At 31.7% G+C, this 19,288-nt stretch carries 16 protein-coding genes and 2 pseudogenes; 11 read left to right on the plus strand and 7 right to left on the minus strand.

What is annotated here, in order from left to right; translation table 11 throughout:
• Positions 1 to 478: 478 nt before the first annotated feature.
• Complete coding sequence (locus KA873_RS11760) at positions 479 to 2,050, minus strand: hypothetical protein (RefSeq protein ID WP_210131727.1); 1,572 nt, start codon at positions 2,048 to 2,050, stop codon at positions 479 to 481.
• Between the two features lie 145 nt (positions 2,051 to 2,195).
• On the opposite strand from KA873_RS11760, the gene KA873_RS11765 reads away from it, so the two are divergent.
• From KA873_RS11765 to KA873_RS11805, 9 genes are all read left to right on the plus strand, one after another.
• Positions 2,196 to 2,552, plus strand: a complete 357-nt coding sequence (locus KA873_RS11765) for a hypothetical protein (RefSeq protein WP_204168506.1) — start codon at positions 2,196 to 2,198, stop codon at positions 2,550 to 2,552.
• 21 nt (positions 2,553 to 2,573) lie between these two features.
• Positions 2,574 to 2,894 carry a hypothetical protein gene (locus tag KA873_RS11770; protein WP_204168505.1) on the plus strand — a complete coding sequence of 107 codons (321 nt, stop codon included), beginning with the start codon at positions 2,574 to 2,576 and terminating at the stop codon, positions 2,892 to 2,894.
• Positions 2,895 to 2,899: 5 nt separating this feature from the next.
• Positions 2,900 to 3,151: a hypothetical protein gene (locus tag KA873_RS11775; RefSeq protein WP_107590409.1), complete on the plus strand. Its 252-nt coding sequence runs from the start codon at positions 2,900 to 2,902 to the stop codon at positions 3,149 to 3,151.
• A gap of 42 nt (positions 3,152 to 3,193) precedes the next feature.
• The gene (gene cch1 / locus KA873_RS11780) at positions 3,194 to 4,870 is read left to right on the plus strand and encodes a cassette chromosome replicative helicase (RefSeq protein ID WP_210131725.1); all 1,677 of its coding nucleotides are present in this window, start codon (positions 3,194 to 3,196) and stop codon (positions 4,868 to 4,870) included.
• Between the two features lie 273 nt (positions 4,871 to 5,143).
• The gene (gene ccrC, locus KA873_RS11785; protein ID WP_210131722.1) at positions 5,144 to 6,820 is read left to right on the plus strand and encodes a cassette chromosome recombinase CcrC; all 1,677 of its coding nucleotides are present in this window, start codon (positions 5,144 to 5,146) and stop codon (positions 6,818 to 6,820) included.
• A gap of 105 nt (positions 6,821 to 6,925) precedes the next feature.
• The gene (locus KA873_RS11790; RefSeq protein ID WP_204173556.1) at positions 6,926 to 7,276 is read left to right on the plus strand and encodes an SAUGI family uracil-DNA glycosylase inhibitor; all 351 of its coding nucleotides are present in this window, start codon (positions 6,926 to 6,928) and stop codon (positions 7,274 to 7,276) included.
• Between the two features lie 84 nt (positions 7,277 to 7,360).
• Positions 7,361 to 7,669 (plus strand): DUF960 family protein, encoded by a 309-nt coding sequence (locus KA873_RS11795; protein WP_064210983.1) that lies wholly within the window; start codon positions 7,361 to 7,363, stop codon positions 7,667 to 7,669.
• A gap of 15 nt (positions 7,670 to 7,684) precedes the next feature.
• Positions 7,685 to 8,188 (plus strand): DUF1643 domain-containing protein, encoded by a 504-nt coding sequence (locus KA873_RS11800; protein ID WP_210131720.1) that lies wholly within the window; start codon positions 7,685 to 7,687, stop codon positions 8,186 to 8,188.
• Between the two features lie 125 nt (positions 8,189 to 8,313).
• A complete protein-coding gene (locus KA873_RS11805; protein WP_210140464.1) occupies positions 8,314 to 8,994 on the plus strand; it encodes a replication initiation protein in 681 nt (226 codons plus the stop codon).
• A 45-nt stretch (positions 8,995 to 9,039) separates the two neighbouring features.
• Here KA873_RS11805 and KA873_RS11810 read toward each other — a convergent pair whose 3' ends face one another.
• The 6 genes and pseudogenes from KA873_RS11810 to KA873_RS11835 all read right to left on the minus strand — a co-directional run bounded on the left by KA873_RS11810 (position 9,040) and on the right by KA873_RS11835 (position 17,122).
• Entirely contained in the window at positions 9,040 to 12,162 is a 3,123-nt protein-coding gene (locus KA873_RS11810) for a type I restriction endonuclease subunit R (RefSeq protein ID WP_210140470.1), read from the minus strand.
• Entirely contained in the window at positions 12,146 to 13,480 is a 1,335-nt protein-coding gene (locus tag KA873_RS11815; protein ID WP_210140472.1) for a restriction endonuclease subunit S, read from the minus strand. The genes KA873_RS11810 and KA873_RS11815 overlap by 17 nt, the downstream gene beginning before the upstream one ends.
• Positions 13,470 to 14,984 (minus strand): class I SAM-dependent DNA methyltransferase, encoded by a 1,515-nt coding sequence (locus KA873_RS11820; RefSeq protein WP_210140473.1) that lies wholly within the window; start codon positions 14,982 to 14,984, stop codon positions 13,470 to 13,472. The genes KA873_RS11815 and KA873_RS11820 overlap by 11 nt, the downstream gene beginning before the upstream one ends.
• A gap of 246 nt (positions 14,985 to 15,230) precedes the next feature.
• A pseudogene (locus KA873_RS11825) lies at positions 15,231 to 15,633 on the minus strand (type I restriction enzyme endonuclease domain-containing protein); the annotation flags it as partial.
• A pseudogene (locus KA873_RS11830) lies at positions 15,623 to 15,940 on the minus strand (type I restriction-modification system subunit M N-terminal domain-containing protein); the annotation flags it as partial. The pseudogenes KA873_RS11830 and KA873_RS11825, both read right to left, overlap by 11 nt.
• Positions 15,941 to 16,531: 591 nt before the next feature.
• A complete protein-coding gene (locus tag KA873_RS11835) occupies positions 16,532 to 17,122 on the minus strand; it encodes a site-specific integrase (protein WP_204168885.1) in 591 nt (196 codons plus the stop codon).
• A gap of 439 nt (positions 17,123 to 17,561) precedes the next feature.
• On the opposite strand from KA873_RS11835, the gene KA873_RS11840 reads away from it, so the two are divergent.
• A complete protein-coding gene (locus KA873_RS11840) occupies positions 17,562 to 17,822 on the plus strand; it encodes a transposase (RefSeq protein ID WP_003610944.1) in 261 nt (86 codons plus the stop codon).
• A gap of 47 nt (positions 17,823 to 17,869) precedes the next feature.
• Positions 17,870 to 18,547, plus strand: a complete 678-nt coding sequence (locus KA873_RS11845; protein ID WP_096541189.1) for an IS3 family transposase — start codon at positions 17,870 to 17,872, stop codon at positions 18,545 to 18,547.
• Positions 18,548 to 19,288 lie beyond the last annotated feature (741 nt).

The raw sequence follows: 19,288 nt of genomic DNA on the forward strand, positions 1-19,288 counted from the left end.
TAATATTTCAGATATATCACGATAACTCAATGAATATCTTAGTTAGTTGCCAAAGGCTACAGTGATAACATCCTTGTTATATTGTTTATATCTTAAATAGTTCATACAGAAGACTCCTTTTTGTTAAAATTATACTATAAATTCAACTTTGCAACAGAACCATTTAACGCCTGTGGCGTTTAAAAATTTACACATAAAAAGTGTCTAAGAAACTGTTGACATTCCAACATAAATAGTAACAAAAATACTTAATACTTTTTAAAAAAGAGGGTTAATGTATGAAATATACATTGGAAGGTACATATTTAAAGTCTGAGTACGGAGATGTAATAAATAAAAGATAACTAGATTTCAAACCACAAAACCACATAATTAAATAATTATAAATTAAGACATATTTTACTATTTCAATAAGTCTCATTTTAATAAGTTAATTAATTATTTTTAAGAGGTTTCGTGGTTTACACAAAGTTGATTATTAAAGTTTCTTAATTGTTTTTGTAATTAGAGTACAAACTAGCTTTTCATCTACTTTATTAGTTAGATTATCTAATAATGACTTAAAAGAAGTCATTGAATTAAGTAGGCTATCATCATCATTATTAAAATCATTGTCTAGCTCTTTGGCTTCAAATATGTCTAAGTAATATTTATCTGATACAAAGTTTAATGATGCTACATCACTTTCCATTTGTTGGATGAAGTTGTTGTGATACTTTATCCAATTATTAATTGAGTTTATTATACTGTTTATTAAATCCTCATAATTTATTAAATTATTATATTTAGAAGTGTTGCTAATGATATAAGTTAATCTATCCGTAATATCAAATGTTGTTTGAACGGCATTATAATGTTTCTTTGTGTTTAAAGGAGTGAAAGTTAATCTAAAAATATTATCAATTAGACTTGCAACTTCGTTTTGTTTATTAATATCAATTACTCCCTCAATTTTTGTCCATATGAAATCAGTTAAGTCATCAGCAAATGCAATTTTTTTATCTATAATAAAGTTGCTCATTAGTACAGGTATATTAATTAAATCCTTCTTAAGTGTATTAAAATCTTCAGCTTTGTGAGATGAAAACTTTCCTAAATCCATCATTTTTATGTATGGGTTTTTGTAAAAAGTAGCTATAGCTGAAATAATTACGAATTCGTGAAAATTAAATGTTCTAGGAGTAAATTTATTATAAATAGTTCCCTTTCCCATAGACTCTTGATTAGATGAATGAATATTATCTGCTGCAAAGTTTTTAACATCAGCTAATTGGAAGTGCATATTGTCACCCACGATTTCATAAAAGATTTTATCAATATAATGCATAATATTATTTAAAGCGAAAATAGATTCAGGATTGTATTTTGATGGTTTTATATCTTCTAAATTTGAATTTATTAACTTAATAGGCTCGGGTAACTCCGGTTCCGTTATCTTTTGTATATTACTTTTAATAAGCTCTTCAATAATTTCATTAATATCATCTTCATTTTTTTCTACATCTTTAACTGTTTGATCTGAAAAGTCAAAATATGCAGGAGTATGAACATCTCCAAAAACACTATAGACTAAATCAATCTTATGGATTCGTTCTTTTTTACTCTCAATATCTTTCATTGAATGCTTATTCATATAATCATATTCAAACATCATTCTAGGAAGAGTTACTATTTCGCTGTCAAAAAGTTTATGTTTGAAAAAATCGAGTGTTGATCGTTCGAAATTATTCCAAAGATTCATTTTAGTTTCTTTATTTAAATCAGCTTCTAAAGCATCATAAAGTGAATCTAAAACACGGCGGATTAATAATTTATAAGCAACCTTTGAACTACTACATCTAATTATTGATTCAATATCTTCGTCATAAATATATATTACAATCCCATTTAAAGTATACTCACTAAAACTCTCACCCTTATTTAATTGCTTTATAGAAATAGTTAAAGATTTATCAATATCCAATGTTTTTAATGATGCTCTACAGTAGTCTAATACATATCCTAGAAATATATAATTATTATCGGCAACTTGCTTAATTTTAAACTCCATATCAAACACCTCTGATTTTGTCAATTATTTTGCTCAAAGCAATTCCATTTATTATTTTTTAAATGGAAACTGCCTTTCCTATAAGGATGTATATTATAGCTAACTTAAGTTATTGCTTGAGTATAAATCTTAGGAGGTTTTTATAATGAAAACATATGTAATGAAAGATGTTTATACCCATGATGAGAAAGTTCATCACATAGAAATTGAATCAATAAAAGGAGAGCAATTTAAGTATACTACACAATTCACAATAACAAGTGATTGTAAAAATTTAATTACTCTTTTGATTGGTCAGGCTTTGATGTTGCCAAGTAAAACTGAATTTTCAATATACGACTTGTTGGATATGGTTGGTGAAGATGTTTATGGCGACATTTACGATGAGGAAGTATATGCTATTAACATTTTACTTGAAATGTATCTTGAAGAACATTTCACGCTATGCCAGTTACAAGAAGGCGAAGCAGAAAATATAATAGTTAAGATTTTTCAAAGGTAATTAATCTAGGAGGTAAAGGAAATGGAAATAAAAGCAAATAATTTTTTAATATCAATGGATGGCAATAGTAATTTTTTATCAATTCAAACTGAATTAAGTCAACATGCTATTGATATTTTATATCAATTAATCTCAGTAGGAATAAATATGCCCGATCATGAAATATTTTCATTCGAAGGTTGTGAAATAGAATTGGGTTTAGATTTACTACATGAATTTAGCAGTCAAATAGAATATAAATTAGTCGATATGTTGTTTCATTTATTCTTTTATGAATTTAAAGGGTGCAGTTATATGTATGAATTAGATGATGAAAGTTTCATTCGACTGAGAAGAGGTTAGGTAACATGGGCAGAGAATGGTTCTTGAAATGTCTAGAAGAAGCATTAAGTAAGAGAGCAAATGAAAAATTTACTGTGAAACATTTGCTAATAGATACAGGTGCAAAGGATCCAACAACAAAGTTAGTAGAAAATGTCGAAAATCGGTTTCGATATTATGTAATGTTGAATGAGTCTGTACATTTTGAAATGTTTTGCAATAAAAATCAACTTATTTTCGTAAGACTTACGGATTTTTACGGTTTCGATGATATTTAAGTAGTATTTGTAAATAAGATTATGCATGGAGGTAAAGAAGTAATGAAATTTGAAAATGATAATTATTTAATAAATTCAAATGGTTGCTTTAAGAAAATGAAAGGTACCAATGATGGAGAAGGTGAGAAGCTAGTTAAACTAGCTTCTCCAATTTTTATAGTTGCTAAGTATAAAGATCGAGTATATAAAAAGGAACAGCTTATCATACAAGATATAGATGGTGAGGAATACATTTTAGATTCAAGCATATTAAGTTCACGTAATTTGTTTAAATTAATAGAAATGGGATTTACTATTAATGAAAATCGCATTAAAGAATTGAGTAATGCTTTACAGGAGTACAGAGATAGTACGGTGAAAAGTAGTTTTTATAAAGGTGTGGGTGTTTTACCTACAAATAAAGGAACAGTTGTTGTACTTGATGATATCCATTTCAGTCCTTCAATGACTGAGCAAGATATGAATCAAGTGATTTGTGATAATAAATATGATTTATCGCCTAAAGGTAAATTAGATGAATGGCTTAAAATGTTTCAGCAGCAAGTGAATGGCAATGTTGTATTAGAACTAATTACCATCTTTGGAGTAAGTTCATTAGTTACAAGATATTTATTCTTGCTAAATGAAATTGAGTTTACAGGAATAATATATTCATTGACAGGACAGTCATCTAGTGGCAAAACTACAGCAGCTATGTTAGCAGCATCAGTAGCAGGTAATCCTAATAAAGGAGATAATACTTTATTTTGTAGTTGGAATGCGACTAAAGTAGGTATTGAAAATATCGTGAGTTCAAACTTCGGGGTTCCAGTGATATTCGATGAATTATCGACTTCAACCATTAGTAATCTAACCAACTTGTTATATTCTGTAAGCGAAGGGCAAGGAAGAGAACGAGCAGATAAAAATGGTAACACAAGGGAAAAATTCAATTCAGGTACTTCAATTATTTCAACGGGTGAATATAGTATTTTTAATAATTCAGCAAAAAATGATGGATTAAGGGTACGTATCATTGAGATTAATGATGCCATAACATCATCATCTTCGAATTCGGATGCTATTAAAAAAGTTGTAAGAAAAAATTATGGTCATATCTTGCCAATAATCTCCGAGTATTTATTAAATAATGAAGAGGAATTGGTCACTATTTATGAAGAACATAGAAAGTGGTTTGAAGTTGAATTAGCAAATGAAGAAAGCAACACAGGAATGCGAATGATAAGTAGGTATGCTGTAATTTTAACTACAGCAACTGTATTTGAACGTGCTTTAGGTTTGACATTGAATAAAGAAGGTATGAAAAAATATCTTTTAGAATATCATAAAAATACAATATCAGAGCGCTCTTTAACTGAAAAAGCAATGACAGCTATTATTCAATATGTCGCAGTAAATAAAGGGAAGTTTATCAAAGATGGATCATTATCTAATATGATTGAAAACAATGGAACTATAATAGTTCAAAATGATTATGTTGAAGTAAAGATTGTACGTTCTATCTTCGAACGTATGTTAAAGGATAATGGGTTTGAGGATACAAAAAATGTAATCAAAGCATTGGATAGAGACAATAAATTAGTTACAGATAAAGACAGAAAAACAAATCAAAGAAAAGTGAAGAATGGTAATGATGAATTGGAATCAATAGTCTTTTATCACATAAAAATTGATAGAGCATTTGCTGAAACGTTGGATTTAAATATGTATATTACATGATTGTTGATAACAATTTGTCTGTAGAAACAAACCAAGAAAGGTGTTGAATAGTATGAATAATGAACAAGTTGAAGCATTTATAGAAGTGCTTGTTCCTATAATGGAAGAACGTATTAATAAAGGTAAATAATCTAAATACGTACTACAGGATGCAACCTGTAGTACACATATTTTTATTTGGTAGAAATGAAACAAATCTACAAATATATATTATTACATTGATGTTATATACCAAGGTCTATAACGACAACTAAGTAAAAGGAGCGAAATATTATGGAAAGAAAAATTGCACTATACTCAAGGGTGAGTACGACAGAACAGTCTGAGCGTGGATATTCTATTCATGAACAAGAACAAGTCCTCATCAAAGAAGTTGTTAAAAACTATCCAGGTTATGACTATGAAACTTATATTGATTCAGGGATATCAGGAAAGAATATTGAAGATCGTCCTGCAATGAAAAGATTATTAAAGGATGTCAAAGACAATAAAGTAGAGATGGTACTAAGTTGGAAATTGAATCGTATTTCTCGTTCAATGCGAGATGTATTTAATATTATTTATGAGCTTAAAGAACATGGTGTAGGATATAAATCAATTTCAGAAAACATTGATACTTCAAATGCGTCTGGTGAAGTTTTAGTCACAATGTTTGGTTTGATAGGTTCTATAGAAAGACAGAGCTTGATATCTAATGTTAAGATGTCTATGAATGCAAAAGCACGCAATGGAGAAGCTATAACAGGAAGAGTTTTAGGCTACAAACTATCACTTAATCCACTGACACAGAAAAATGATTTGGTTATCGATGAAAATGAAGCTAATATTGTCAGAGAAATATTTGATTTGTATTTGAATCATAATAAAGGACTTAAAGCCATAACAACAATATTGAATCAAAAAGGTCATCGCACGATTAACCAAAAGCCATTCTCAGTGTTTGGAGTTAAATATATTTTGAATAATCCTGTATATAAGGGGTTTGTGAGATTTAATAACTATCAAAATTGGTCAGTTGAACGTCGAAGTGGTAAAAGTGACGAAAAAGACATGATTTTGGTGAAAGGCAAGCATGAAGCAATTATAAGTGAGGAAATGTTTGATCAAGTACATGATAAATTAGTATCTAAAAGTTTTAAACCAGGACGACCAATTGGTGGAGACTTCTATTTACGTGGACTTATCAAGTGCCCAGAGTGCGGTAATAATATGGTATGTAGGCGTAGTTATTACAACACGAAAAAATCAAAAGAACGTACAATTAAACGTTATTACATTTGTTCATTATTCAATCGTTCTGGTAGTTCTGCATGTCATAGTAATGCGATTAATGCGGAAGTTGTAGAACATGTTATTAACGTTCACCTCAATCGTATTTTATCTCAACCAAAAGTCATTAAACAAATTGCGACTAATGTTATAGAAGAGTTGAAACGAAAACATAACAATAAAAGTAACATTATCATTGATATTAATAGTTTAGAAAAACAAAAAGCTAAACTTAAAGGACAACAAGAACGTTTATTAGAATTGTTTTTAGATGACCAAATGAATAGTGAAATGTTGAAAGAAAAACAGCATCAATTGAATCATAGACTTAAAGCTCTTGAAGAACAAATCAAAACGTCTCAACAATCTAATCTAGAAGAAACAAAAGTACCAGACTTTGATAGGTTGAAGAGTCGTTTAACTTTGATAATTAGTCGTTTTAGTGTTTATTTAAAAGAAGCAAATCCTGAAGCAAAAAATCAGCTTATGAAGTTGTTGATTGATTCTGTTGAAATTACTACAGATAAAAAAGTGAAGCTCGTGCGGTATAAAATTGATGAAAGTCTTATCCCTCAATCTTTGAAAAAAGATTGGGGGTCTTTTTTTATGCCCAAAATTCACTTTATTATTTACGGTACACAGAAATATTCTATCGACAAAATTACCACTTTTGCCACTTAACCACGAGTGATGAAAGTGAGAGAAATGAACTGAATATCAGATATATATTATCAAAATGATGTGATAAATGTATGCATCAATCAAATACACAAGGAGGTCATAATTATGACATTGGAACAACAACTCAAAAACTATATTACGAATCTATTCAAATTACCCAAAGACGAGGTATGGGATTGTGAAGCAATTGATGAAACAGCTGATAATGTGCTTCCTGAACAATACGTAAGACTTGGTCCATTAAGTAATAAAATACTACAGACATACACTTATTATTCGGAGGCACTTCATGAAAGGCATATATACCCCTTTATCCTCTACTATCAAAAACAACTTATTGCGATTGGTTATATTGATGAAACAAACGATGTGGACTTCTTATATCTTCATAACACAGTTATGCCACTACTAGATCAAAGACACTTACTTGAAAAGGAGAATTATAATAATGAATAAATGGATACACATAGCTCAGATAAGCGTCACAGTCATTACGGAAGTTATTACAATAATGAAAGATATAGAAAAGGAGAAATGAGCATGGAACGTTATATTACACGTGGTATTGCCAATTACTTGCCAGCAATGTTACAGCAACAATTATGGAAAATTGTCTCATATAGAGAACACGAACAATCTAAAGAGCAAGTCACAGATTATTTTCATATTTTCCAATTTAATATGTATAGTGACCAACTTTACATCAAACATAAACAAGAACGTCCAGAGTACGTAAAAATTCATAAGGCAAATTATTCAAAAGCTATCAATATTAATAAGGTCTACATTATCCGAGAAGATGATGTAGACCTTTCTTATTATGTTATGTTGTTACCTGAAGAATATTAATAGGAGGCATCAATCATGCAGAATATACAATGTACAATAGAAACTGAAGCAATATTTAGTGACGATAATCAACATCGTTACTTACTCAAAAAAACATGGGACAATGATAAAAAGATAATTTCAGTTATAACTTGTTATCCAAATTTCGAAGGAACGAAAAAATTAGATTTAACGACTCAACTAATTATGAACAAAGTTGTAGAAATGGATGATTTTGGTTCAATCCATTTTGTGAATTTATACTCCAATATTACGACACCAATAAATATAAAGCATTTAGAGAATAGCCATGACAAGCATACAGACATTCAAATTATGAAAGCGGTGAAAGAATCTGATGAAGTTATATTAGCTTGGGGTGCATACGCTAAAAAAGCTTCTGTTGAGTCTAGAGTCAATGAAGTGTTGGAAATGTTGAAACCTCATAAAAAGAAAGTGAAGAGATTAGTCAATCCGCAGACCAATGAAATTATTCATCCACTCAATCCAAAAGCAAGAAGCAAATGGATATTTAAATAAATCAAACTTTTTTAAAATAACAATAGAGAAGTATTGAGAAATTGATTAATATGATTATATAGAAGTGGGAAACTATTAATAAATTTGGCGAGTGCTAACTTATAACATGGAGAGGAATAAAATTCATGACAAAATTTAATGGAAATGTGTTTGTAAAATATCATAGCGATTTAAATAAAGTTATATTTAATGATTTTAAAGCAGTAGAACTTAATTTATTTTTTGCTATATGTAGCTTGTTAAAACATTGCGGATCCGAGCGTATGATATTAGAAATTAGTGAAATAAAGAAAATAGCTAATTATACAAGTCGTAGTAAAAAGCGTTTTGAACCGGACTTTACAAATACTATTAAAAAGGCAAAATCATTAAATTTCAGTGTTTATAGTGAATTTGAAAGTAAGCAGTTAAGTATGTTTAATGATGATAAAACTATGATTGATTTTGAAGGTAAAAAGTTATCTATAGCCTTAAATCCAGATTTCGTATACCTTTTAAATAACTTTGATGAGAATAGTATTTGTTTTTCAATGTCTGATTTCACTAACTTAAAATCAATATATTCTAAACATTTATATCGCTTATTTACAGAATATCAAGATGAAGGTACTTATACATTTAGTATAGAAGCGTTTAGAGAATTTCTAGATATTAATTCAAAATATCCTCATATGAAGGATATAGACAGACGCATTCTCTGTATGATTAAAAAGGAATTGAATCAATTTTATCAATACTTTCAGTATAAGAAAGTATTAGAAATGCCACAGCGAGTGATTGAAATTGAATTTAATTTTATAAAGTGAAAAATGAGCGCATCCAAACTTTGGATGCGCTCATTGAATTTATTTTTATTGCTGACTTGCCATTAATTCTGCTTGTTCTACTACTTGTTCTACTGCTATTTTCTGAAGATCTGGTGGATAGCCATATTTCTTTAATAATCTACGAACTTGTACTCTCATTTTAGCTTTGGCACTATCACGTTTAGACCAATCCACACTCATGTTATCCTTAACGGTTTTAGTTAATTCATGTGCAATGGCTCTTAATTCTTTATCGCCCATTGCCTCTTTTGCTGTTTCATGTGAAGCTAATGCGTCATAAAATGCAATTTCTTCAGTACTTAAACCTAAGTCATTACCTCGTTTTTGTTCTTGCTTAATTTCTTTAGCCATTTGAATTAATTCTTCTATTACTTTTGAAGCTTCAATAGAACGATTATTGTATTTTTGTATTGATTTACTTAACATCTCAGAAAACCTCTTAGACACTGTAGCATTTGTTTTCATTAATGACTTAACTTGTCCTTTAAGTAATTTGTTCAACAACTCAACTGCAACATTTTTTTGCTTTAGTCCTTCTACATCTTTTAAGAAATCATCTGACAAGATTGAGATATCTGGATTTTCAATTCCGAGTGTTTGATAAATATCTACAACTTCTTCAGTTACAACTGATTTTGAAATCAATTGATTTATTTCTGCTTCTATTTCAGCAGGTGTCTTTTTACGCTTGCTTCCTTCACTAGGTGGAGCTAATAATTTAACAAGTCCTGATTTTACGGCTTTTAAAAACGCAATTTCACTATTCAATTCTTGAGCAGCTTCCTCTGTCGCACATAATGCAAATGCCTTAGAAAGCTCTGTCACTGTTGTCACAAATCGCTCTCTTTCTTTCTCACCTAATCCAATGATATAATCCATCGTGTTTGAGATAGCATTATAGCGATTTAATTGATCTTCTGACTCAAAATCAGAATAGTCATGATTATACAACATATCTTGTATGATATCGTATTTCATTAACATAACTTCAAGAGCTTTATCTGTGTCTATGCCTGTTTGTTCTCTATCAGAGTCCGTATACTCTTTTAATGCTTCCTTCAGACTTTCAGCAATACCTACATAGTCAACAATTAATCCGCCTGGTTTATCTTTAAATACTCTATTAACACGTGCAATAGCTTGCATTAAATTGTGACCTTTCATCGGTTTATCTATGTACATTGTATGCATTGAAGGTACATCAAATCCTGTTAACCACATGTCTCGCACAATTACGAGTTGCAATTCATCATTAACATCTTTCATACGATTCTCTAGAAGGTTTCTTCGCTTTTTCGGACCTATATGTTTTTGGAAGTTTTGCGGATCACTTGATGAACCTGTCATAACGACTTTGATAACACCTTTGTCATCATCATCAGAATGCCATTCGGGTTTAAGTCTTACAATTTCATCATATAAATCAACTGCAATACGACGACTCATTGTGACAATCATACCTTTACCCTTCATAGCCTTCTGTCTTGTTTCAAAGTGATTTATAATATCAGTCGCTAAAGCATGTACACGTTGTTCTGCACCAGATAGAGCTTCTATACGTGACCATTTAGATTTCAATCGAGATTTAGTATCTTCTTCTTGGCCAGAAGTAATGACATCATATGCTTCATCAATATCTAAATCGGTTGGTAAATTTAATGGAATAATACGACTTTCATAGTATATTTTAACCGTACTACCGTCTTCTACAGATTGTGTCATATCATATACATCAATATAATTACCAAATACCATTTGCGTATTCTTATCTGTAGAAGATACAGGTGTTCCAGTAAAACCAACGAACGAAGCGTTAGGTAGAGCATCTCTTAAATATTTTGCATATCCATATTTAATACCTTCACCTTTTTCATCGTAAGTTGCTTTGAAGCCATATTGTGTACGGTGTGCTTCGTCTGCCATAACTACTACATTTTTACGTTCTGTTAATGCATCCATTGTCACTTGACCTTCTTCAGGTTCGAATTTCTGCATAGTTGTAAATACAATACCACCTGATTCTACAGATAATAGTTCTTTCAATTCTTTTCGTGATTCTGCTTGTTTAGGTGTTTGTCTTAGTAATCCTTTACCTGAGCGTCCTTTGGACTTAACAAAAGTACCATACAATTGATTGTCTAAGTCATTACGGTCTGTTACGACCACTAATGTTGGATTATTTAATTTTTGAATTAACTTTCCTGAGAAGAAGACCATTGTCAAACTCTTACCAGAACCTTGTGTGTGCCAAATAACACCACCTTTACCATCACCATGTTCAGATGTTGCTTCCATAGCACGATCAACAGCTTTATTCACTGCATAATATTGATGATATGCAGCTAATATTTTAACTATATTTCCTTTACCATCATCTTGGAACAAAACAAAATGACGAATTAAATCTAATAGTACTTCCTTATTTAACATACCGTGAATCAATATATCTAAACTACGAAACGTTGATGAATCTTCAGTTTTTCCATCTTTAGTACGCCAAGTCATAAAACGATCATAATCAGCAGTTAAAGAACCAGCTTTTGTATTAACACCATCACTCGTCACTAATACTGCATTGTGATTAAATAGTTGTGGAATTCTCATTTTATAAGTTTCTAACTGATGATATCCGTCTTCAATACCAACAGATTCATTTGTAGAATTTTTCAGTTCAATTACCACTACTGGTAATCCATTTATAAATAACACAATATCAGGTCTTTTTTTATAATCTCCATTCACAACAGTTAATTGATTAACCGCTAAGAAATCATTATTTCCCGGGTTATCAAAGTCGAATACATACACCAAATCATTAATCGTTTCACCATCATCATTATAATGTTCAACCTCAATACCATTTGTAATCATTTCATGGAAAGAACGGTTATTCTCTAATAAACTAGGAGACTTCTCAATAGAAATTTCACGAATTGCCTGTTCAATTGCACTATTATTTAGTTCAGGATTAATACGTCTCAAAGCTGCTTCCAAACGATCATCAAGCACTACATCTTTGTCGCTCTCCCGTTCATTCATAATCCCATTGTCACTACTATCTCGACCATTCTTAACAGAATAGCCAAGACCCTCAAACCACTTCAGTGCAACCTGTTCTAAATCATCTTCACTAAATTGAAAGCTCATCTTCATTCACCTCGATATCATCAGGTATCTCAATTTCTCCTGACATTAATTTTGGTAGTAATGTGTCACGGAGTTGGGATAAATAATCATTTTCCTTACCTAAGCGTTGAATATTAATTTTGTAATTAGAAATTACATTATGAAAGTTATTTAAAATTTGTGTGATTGGCACAATTATCTTCATTGTATTCAATATCGATTTATAATCTAAATTTTTTATACCAGTAGTACCATTTTCATAATTAAAAAATACATCTCTAAAATATAAATAATTAAAATAATAAGCAATCCACTCTCCATACTTTTCATCTACTGGACGTATTACTTTACAAAAATTTGTACATACCAATCCATAGTTACTATTCTGAAGTATCTCCTTATTTATTAATAATGTTCTTCCTGTCGATTGAGTAGGACTTCCTCCAGATATTTCAACAATAATATCTCCAGATATTAATTTTTTATTATCAAAGTTTTTTTCCAATATAAACCTTATTGGAGACTTTCCTTTTCCACCTTTACTATAATCATTAATATCAGCCCCTCTTATAATTCTCACTGGTTTATTATAGTTGCCTTGCTGATGTTCTTTACCCCAATCCCCAGCAATAGGTTTTTTACAAAATTGGTTAAAGTGACCAATTGCCCAACCTCTAGGTATTTCACCTAATTCACTATCAACCATCTCTCCACCGCTTGATTTGTATGGATTTCCATTTGCATCAGGAAATTCAAAATCAACAAACCAACGTTTGAATAGTGTTTGTGAAAGTTCTTCAAGATTTGCTATGATTTTTTTATTTTCTTTTAGTTTTTCTTCTAATGAGTCTAAGATTTGAACTATATAATTTTGATAGCTACGTGGAGGTAATTTGATTATCATATTGCCATATGTTTTTGCATTTATATTTTTTCTCGTGCTTCCTGTGGCAAATTGATTAATCCATCCTTTATAATTTTCAGATAAAGTATAGTATCTTATAAACTTAGGATTCACTTTTTTTGAATCAAGTTTAAATCTTATTAAGAAACCTGCAAACACTAATGGCCCATCTTCTCCATTGTAAAAGTAACTTTTGCCGGTACTATTTCCAGTACGGGCAAATACAATCTCATTTTCTTTAAGTAAATAATTTTCAGCATTTTTATCATTTACACTTTTTAATTCATCAGTATTGATAAACCCATTGTCATCAATATCTGTTATACGCAAATATCTATATAGAGAAGGGTTATATTCAACTGCAGAAGCTCCTATTCCATATTCACCTTTACCGTTAATAGTTAAATCGCTTAACTTGTATTCTTTAAACTCCATAACCTAACCCCTCCAATGATTTTCGGATTTGGTCTTCGAGTTCTTTTGATTTCGCAAATTGTTCACTTAAATCTGCTGTGATTCTTTCCATTTTCTGTTCAAATGGTTCTGAATCTTCTTCTACATCTGCTAAGCCTACATAACGTCCTGGTGTTAAGATATATTCATTGTCTTTTATTTCTTCTGTCTTTGCTACTTTACAGAATCCTGCTTTATCTTCATATTGATTATCGTTTGTACCACGCCATGAGTGATAGACATTTGCTATATCTTTTATTTCATCATCTGAGAATTCTTTTAATGTTCTTGATACCATACTTCCAATATTTCTAGCGTCTATAAATAGTACTTCTCCACGTCGTTCATTCTTACCATTTTTAGCTTTATTTTTTGTCACGAACCACAAACATACTGGAATTTGAGTTGAATAGAATAATTGCCCTGGTAATGTGACAATACACTCAACTAAGTCTTGTTCAATTAAGTTTTTACGTATCTCTAATTCATCTTTACCACTTGTAGACATTGAACCATTCGCTAATACAAATCCTGCTGTACCACTTGGTGCAAGTTTAGAAATCATATGTTCAATCCATGCATAGTTGGCATTGCCTTTAGGAGGAATACCAAATTTCCAACGGTAATCATCTAATAACTTTTCTTGTCCCCAATCACTTGCATTGAATGGTGGGTTAGCCAATATAAAGTCAGCTTTCAAATCTTTATGTAAATCATTATGAAATGTGTCCGCATGATGATCACCTAAATCACTATCTATCCCTCGAATAGCCAAATTCATTTTTGCTAATTTCCAAGTAGTTGGATTAGATTCTTGACCATAAACAGCAATATCACCTATACGACCTTGATGGCGTTCAATAAAATGCTCACTTTGTACAAACATACCACCCGAACCACAACAAGGATCATAAATTCTACCTTGATAAGGTTCAATCATTTCAACAAGTAATTTAACGATTGAAGCAGGCGTATAGAATTCCCCAGCATTCTTACCCTCAGCGCTTGCAAATTTTGCGATAAAGTATTCATAAACACGACCTAAAATATCTTGCTTCTTACTTTCAGAATCTCCAACTTTGAATGTAAATAGGTCAATAATATCGCCTAATTTTTCTTTATCTAATGCAGGTCTTGCGTAATCTTTAGGTAACACGCCTTTTAATGATTCATTTTCTTTTTCAATTGCTATCATTGCTTTATCAATAATTTGACCAATTTCTGGTTTTTTAGAATTATCGTTAATATATTGCCAACGTGCTTCTTTAGGAACCCAGAAAATATTCTCTGCTAAGTATTCGTCTTTATCTTCTTCATCAGCGTATTCATCATTCAATAATTCTTCATACTTTTCCTCAAAAGAATCAGAAACATATTTCAAAAATATAATGCCTAATGCTACATTTTTATATTCTGCTGCATCCATGCTTCCCCGTAATTTATCTGCCGCTTGCCATAACTTTTCTTCAAATCCAATTGTCGCCATTTATATTCCACCTCTATATTATCCTTTACACAAATATAGCAAATATTTAGATATTATGTGGGGTTTTTTGGAGATTTCTATACAAAAAATATTGTTTAATATATTATGTAGGTATAATTAAATAGCTAAATATAAGAGTGTAGATTATTATATAGGTAATTGTACAAAAAAACTGAGTGTTTATGGTTTAAATAACTATATTAATGTAGAAGGGGTTAAAGTAACTAGCTACTTATAGTTTATTTTTTATTGATTACTTGCCATAAGCTCTGCTTGTTCTACAGCCATATTTTTTAAGCAATCGTCTAACAGCTACGCGCATTTTAGCTTTTGCGCTATCACGTTTAGACCAATCAACACCCATGTTTTCTTTCACTGTTTTAGTAAGCTCATGAGCAATAGCACGTAGTTCTTTATCTTCCATCGCTTTTTTCGCTGTTTCATGTGAAACTAAAGCATCGTAAAATGCAATCTCATCTGAATTCAGACCTAATTCATTTCCTCGTTGTTGTTCTTGTTTGATATCTTTAGCGAGTTGAATAAGTTCTTCAATCACTTTAGATGTTTCAATGGAACGGCTATTATATTTATTAATCGAGTTTCCTAACATTTCAGAGAAACGCTTAGATAATGTCGCGTTCGTTTTCATTTTCAATCGCAATCATGGCTTTATCAATAATTTGTCCAAATTCTGTTTTTTTCGCATTGTCATTAATATATTGCCATCTTGCTTCTTTTGGCACCCAGAAAATGTTTTCTGCTAAATATTCATCTTTATCCTCTTCGTCAGCATAAAGATCTTGCTTCAATTCTTCATGCTTTTCTTCAAAAGAATCTGATACATATTTTAAAAAGTTTAAACCTAATGCTACATTTTTATACTCAGCAGTATCCATGCTTTCTCTTAATTTATCGGCAGCTTGCCATAATTTTTCTTCAAAACCTATTGTTGTCATTAATAATACCTCTTTAGATTACTATTAGTTTAAATATATCAAAAAATAAATACTTATTGTGTATGGCTTTTTTATTATTTTAATATAGAAGTATATTTTTACTTTCCTGAACAGTAGTCACTAATTTTATCCCTTATTTCAAATTAAAAAGGAAGAAAAGTTAAATTTATATTAAGTTTTATATATGATTAATTATTAACGTATCAAATGTAGTATACTTTTAATATAAGGGAAATCATTATAATATTTGTCAAAAAAAGTGACATTCTATATAGTAGTGTATCGTTAGTTGTCACATTTTTTGACAGCTAAAATAATAATTGACCCCTAATGGTTATGCTATTTAGTGAAGCATCGGATCGATAACTACCCCGAAGAACAGGGGACGAGAACTAAGTGTCATCGTCAATCCCCACATCGCTATCTAAAAGAATAGTGCTCTTATGCTAGATTTACGGACAGATTTTCTTCTGCCCTGTAAACTAATTGCATATGATCAACTCTTATCTCTTATATATTTAATACAAATGTTAGCAAATTTTAGCTAGATAAGTCACTAAAGTATCGCTTGAGTCTGGTTAGGGCATGAGTTTAACCAAAATCAATTTGATCTAACATAGTCTCTCGACTTGCTTGATCCAAGCCAAGATAAGTGAGCGTCATGGCCTCACTTGAGTGGTTCAATAAATGCATGACTAAGCCAATGTTGTAGTTTGATTGTGTATAAACACGATAAGCACCTGTTTTACGCATGGTATGTGTACCTAGATAGTTGATGCCTAATAGATCACCAACGCGTGCCATAATCTTGTAAAACTGCTTCTCAGTAATGTGACGGTCTGAATGGGCCGTTGAGGGAAATAACCAATCCGAATTAATGTTTTCTTGTACCAGCCAATCATGATATTGCAGCAAGTCTTGCTGAACAGGCTTTAAATATAACGTGTTTGCTTTACCGGTTTTTTTATCATGAATAAAGGCTGTATTTTTGACAGAGCCGTCTGGATTATAGACATCTGATTTTCTTAATGTCATGACATCACTCACACGTAGTAGCGTGGCCTTACCAACTTGAAAAATGGTGTAATTTCGGCGACCAGCACGGAAACTATCGAGAAGTGTATCTTGTACCATCTTTAAAACGTTAGAGTCTTTGATGGGTAGGACAATTTGTTGCGCCATGATTCATATATACCTTTCTGAAATTAAATAATTAAATTGTTTATTTATTGATGAACAGGACCGTATTTCTAAACTTCTTTTATGGTTTATTATATCACTTAACAAAAAAACAACCCCTGCTATATACTAGTTAGATAACAGGGGTTGTTTTAATAGTCTTTTCGAGGGGCGATTATATAAAAATGGGCCCTTAAAAATATATAGCTTACTTGATCTTCCCATTTTCCTGGAAGATCTTTTTTGTTCGAAAATAATCCGACAAAAATTTGTTTTCTTGTTTTTCTGTGCTAAAATTAAGCCGTCTACTCGAACGTGTGTTCGAATATTGAGCAAATAATTTTTAAGGAGGTTGAATCAGAAACTGCTTATGCTCTTATGCTAGATTTACGGACAGATTTTTCTCTGCCCTGTAAACTAATAGCAGAGGAGCATTTTTTATATGATTCGATATTCACCAGAATTTAAGCAATCTCTTGTCGAGATGCACAACCAAGGGCGTTCTTACACTGAACTAGCCGCTGAGTACGGGCCTTCGGCCGATTCAATCCGTAACTGGGTCAAATTGTACACAGTCCACGAAGTGGACGGCGAGAAATGGACGCAAGCTGATGTAAACGCATTACAAAAGGAAAACGCCAAACTTCGCGAAGAACTTGAGATTTTAAAACGAGCCGCGGTGTTGCTTTCGAAGTACAATTAACGCAAAATCGCGAGTTAGGACTGGAAATCATTGACCGGTCACTCGCAATGGGACACCGCATAACAAGCGTTTTATCGGCTTTGAACATTGCTCGAAGCACGTATTATCAATGGAAAAACTGGCAACCTAGCCAACGAGAAACACGGCGTACTGCTCTGAAAACGGCAATTAAAGCCGTTTATAACACCAATCGTGGCATCTATGGCTACCGTCGTATCGCAGCGTTCTTGCGCTTCATTTTGAAGACTGATGTTGGTGATCGTTTGGTTTGGGAACTCATGAATGAGCTCAATCTCAAATCTCGCATGGTCAAGAAGTCATACAAGAAGCCAACAACAACCACTGACACACCTCAAAAGCCCAACCTCATGAAGAAGTTGGATGATTTGAGTGGCGTTCTGGCAACTGACATTACGTACATCCAGTTGATGAATCGTGAGTGGGTTTATCTGGCAACCGTCTATGACCCAGAAAAGCGTCGCGTAGTCTCATACGGACTAAGTCCAGAGATGACCAAGGAATTCGCAACATCCGTCGTAGTGCCCCCATGTTTTTTCGCTCCAAAAATTCCCATGTTTTTTCGCCCCCTGCTCCCACTAAATTTCCAAATAATAAAACCGTGGGCTATTCGCCCACACCCAACAAGCGCAAAGCGCTTGACCTTGCCTCTGAAAAGCAACTTGATAACTGCATTCGTTTCTTTCCGTCGTCTTAGCAAAAGCTAAACAACTCAAAAAAAGAGATCAAGGGTAAATACACTCACTACGTTCGCCCTTGACCTCTTTTATTTCGCTGTTTTTAACGCATTTGCCGACGAAAAGATAAAACACATAAAAATATACGCAGATATATTTAAAACGTCTTAAAACGCAAATATGAGCTTCTAAGAGTGATTTAAATTCCAAAACTTATATCAAAAAAATTAAGTTCGTGTAACAGCAAGCACAGTCAAGGTATATCCCTTTGACAAAAAATAGCACATTCTCTATCGAAAATTTTTGCTTATTTTTTAAATTATTTTGGGAAATTTTCCCAATCCCTTTTTCTAACTCAAAAAATATAATCACTCAAAATTTAAAAGGGCGCACTTATACACCACTTTTCAAGTCGTATTATTTTCTTCGAAAAGCGTGCGCAAAAAACCCCCTTCGTCATTTTTGACAGGGGGCTTTTTGATGTAAAAATTTCTATCGAAATTTAAAAATTCGCTTCACTCATGTTATAAAGACTTAAAATAAAATAACTCTTAAAATCTTTAGGTAGTTGTTGCTTCAGTGTTTCTTCATTCGGTGTATCTTCCAAGTAAAGTATAACACACTATACTTTATATTCATAAAGTGTGTGCTCTGCGAGGCTGTCGGCAGTGCCGACCAAAACCATAAAACCTTTAAGACCTTTCTTTTTTTTACGAGAAAAAAGAAACAAAAAAACCTGCCCTCTGCCACTGCACTAACCCCATGATGTGG

It is taken from the genome of Staphylococcus sp. GDY8P45P (assembly GCF_017892745.1).
GTDB classification, from domain to species: Bacteria; Bacillota; Bacilli; order Staphylococcales; family Staphylococcaceae; genus Staphylococcus; species Staphylococcus cohnii.

Coding starts and splice junctions, on each gene's coding strand:
- KA873_RS11795 (WP_064210983.1), top strand. CDS start 7,361: ATGGAACGTTATATTACACGTGGTATTGCCAATTACTTGCCAGCAATG.
- KA873_RS11765 (WP_204168506.1), top strand. CDS start 2,196: ATGAAAACATATGTAATGAAAGATGTTTATACCCATGATGAGAAAGTT.
- KA873_RS11815 (WP_210140472.1), bottom strand. CDS start 13,480: ATGGAGTTTAAAGAATACAAGTTAAGCGATTTAACTATTAACGGTAAA.
- KA873_RS11800 (WP_210131720.1), top strand. CDS start 7,685: ATGCAGAATATACAATGTACAATAGAAACTGAAGCAATATTTAGTGAC.
- ccrC (WP_210131722.1), top strand. CDS start 5,144: ATGGAAAGAAAAATTGCACTATACTCAAGGGTGAGTACGACAGAACAG.
- KA873_RS11835 (WP_204168885.1), bottom strand. CDS start 17,122: ATGGCGCAACAAATTGTCCTACCCATCAAAGACTCTAACGTTTTAAAG.
- KA873_RS11790 (WP_204173556.1), top strand. CDS start 6,926: ATGACATTGGAACAACAACTCAAAAACTATATTACGAATCTATTCAAA.
- KA873_RS11760 (WP_210131727.1), bottom strand. CDS start 2,050: ATGGAGTTTAAAATTAAGCAAGTTGCCGATAATAATTATATATTTCTA.
- KA873_RS11805 (WP_210140464.1), top strand. CDS start 8,314: ATGACAAAATTTAATGGAAATGTGTTTGTAAAATATCATAGCGATTTA.
- KA873_RS11820 (WP_210140473.1), bottom strand. CDS start 14,984: ATGGCGACAATTGGATTTGAAGAAAAGTTATGGCAAGCGGCAGATAAA.
- KA873_RS11845 (WP_096541189.1), top strand. CDS start 17,870: ATGGGACACCGCATAACAAGCGTTTTATCGGCTTTGAACATTGCTCGA.
- KA873_RS11770 (WP_204168505.1), top strand. CDS start 2,574: ATGGAAATAAAAGCAAATAATTTTTTAATATCAATGGATGGCAATAGT.
- KA873_RS11840 (WP_003610944.1), top strand. CDS start 17,562: ATGATTCGATATTCACCAGAATTTAAGCAATCTCTTGTCGAGATGCAC.
- KA873_RS11775 (WP_107590409.1), top strand. CDS start 2,900: ATGGGCAGAGAATGGTTCTTGAAATGTCTAGAAGAAGCATTAAGTAAG.
- cch1 (WP_210131725.1), top strand. CDS start 3,194: ATGAAATTTGAAAATGATAATTATTTAATAAATTCAAATGGTTGCTTT.
- KA873_RS11810 (WP_210140470.1), bottom strand. CDS start 12,162: ATGAGCTTTCAATTTAGTGAAGATGATTTAGAACAGGTTGCACTGAAG.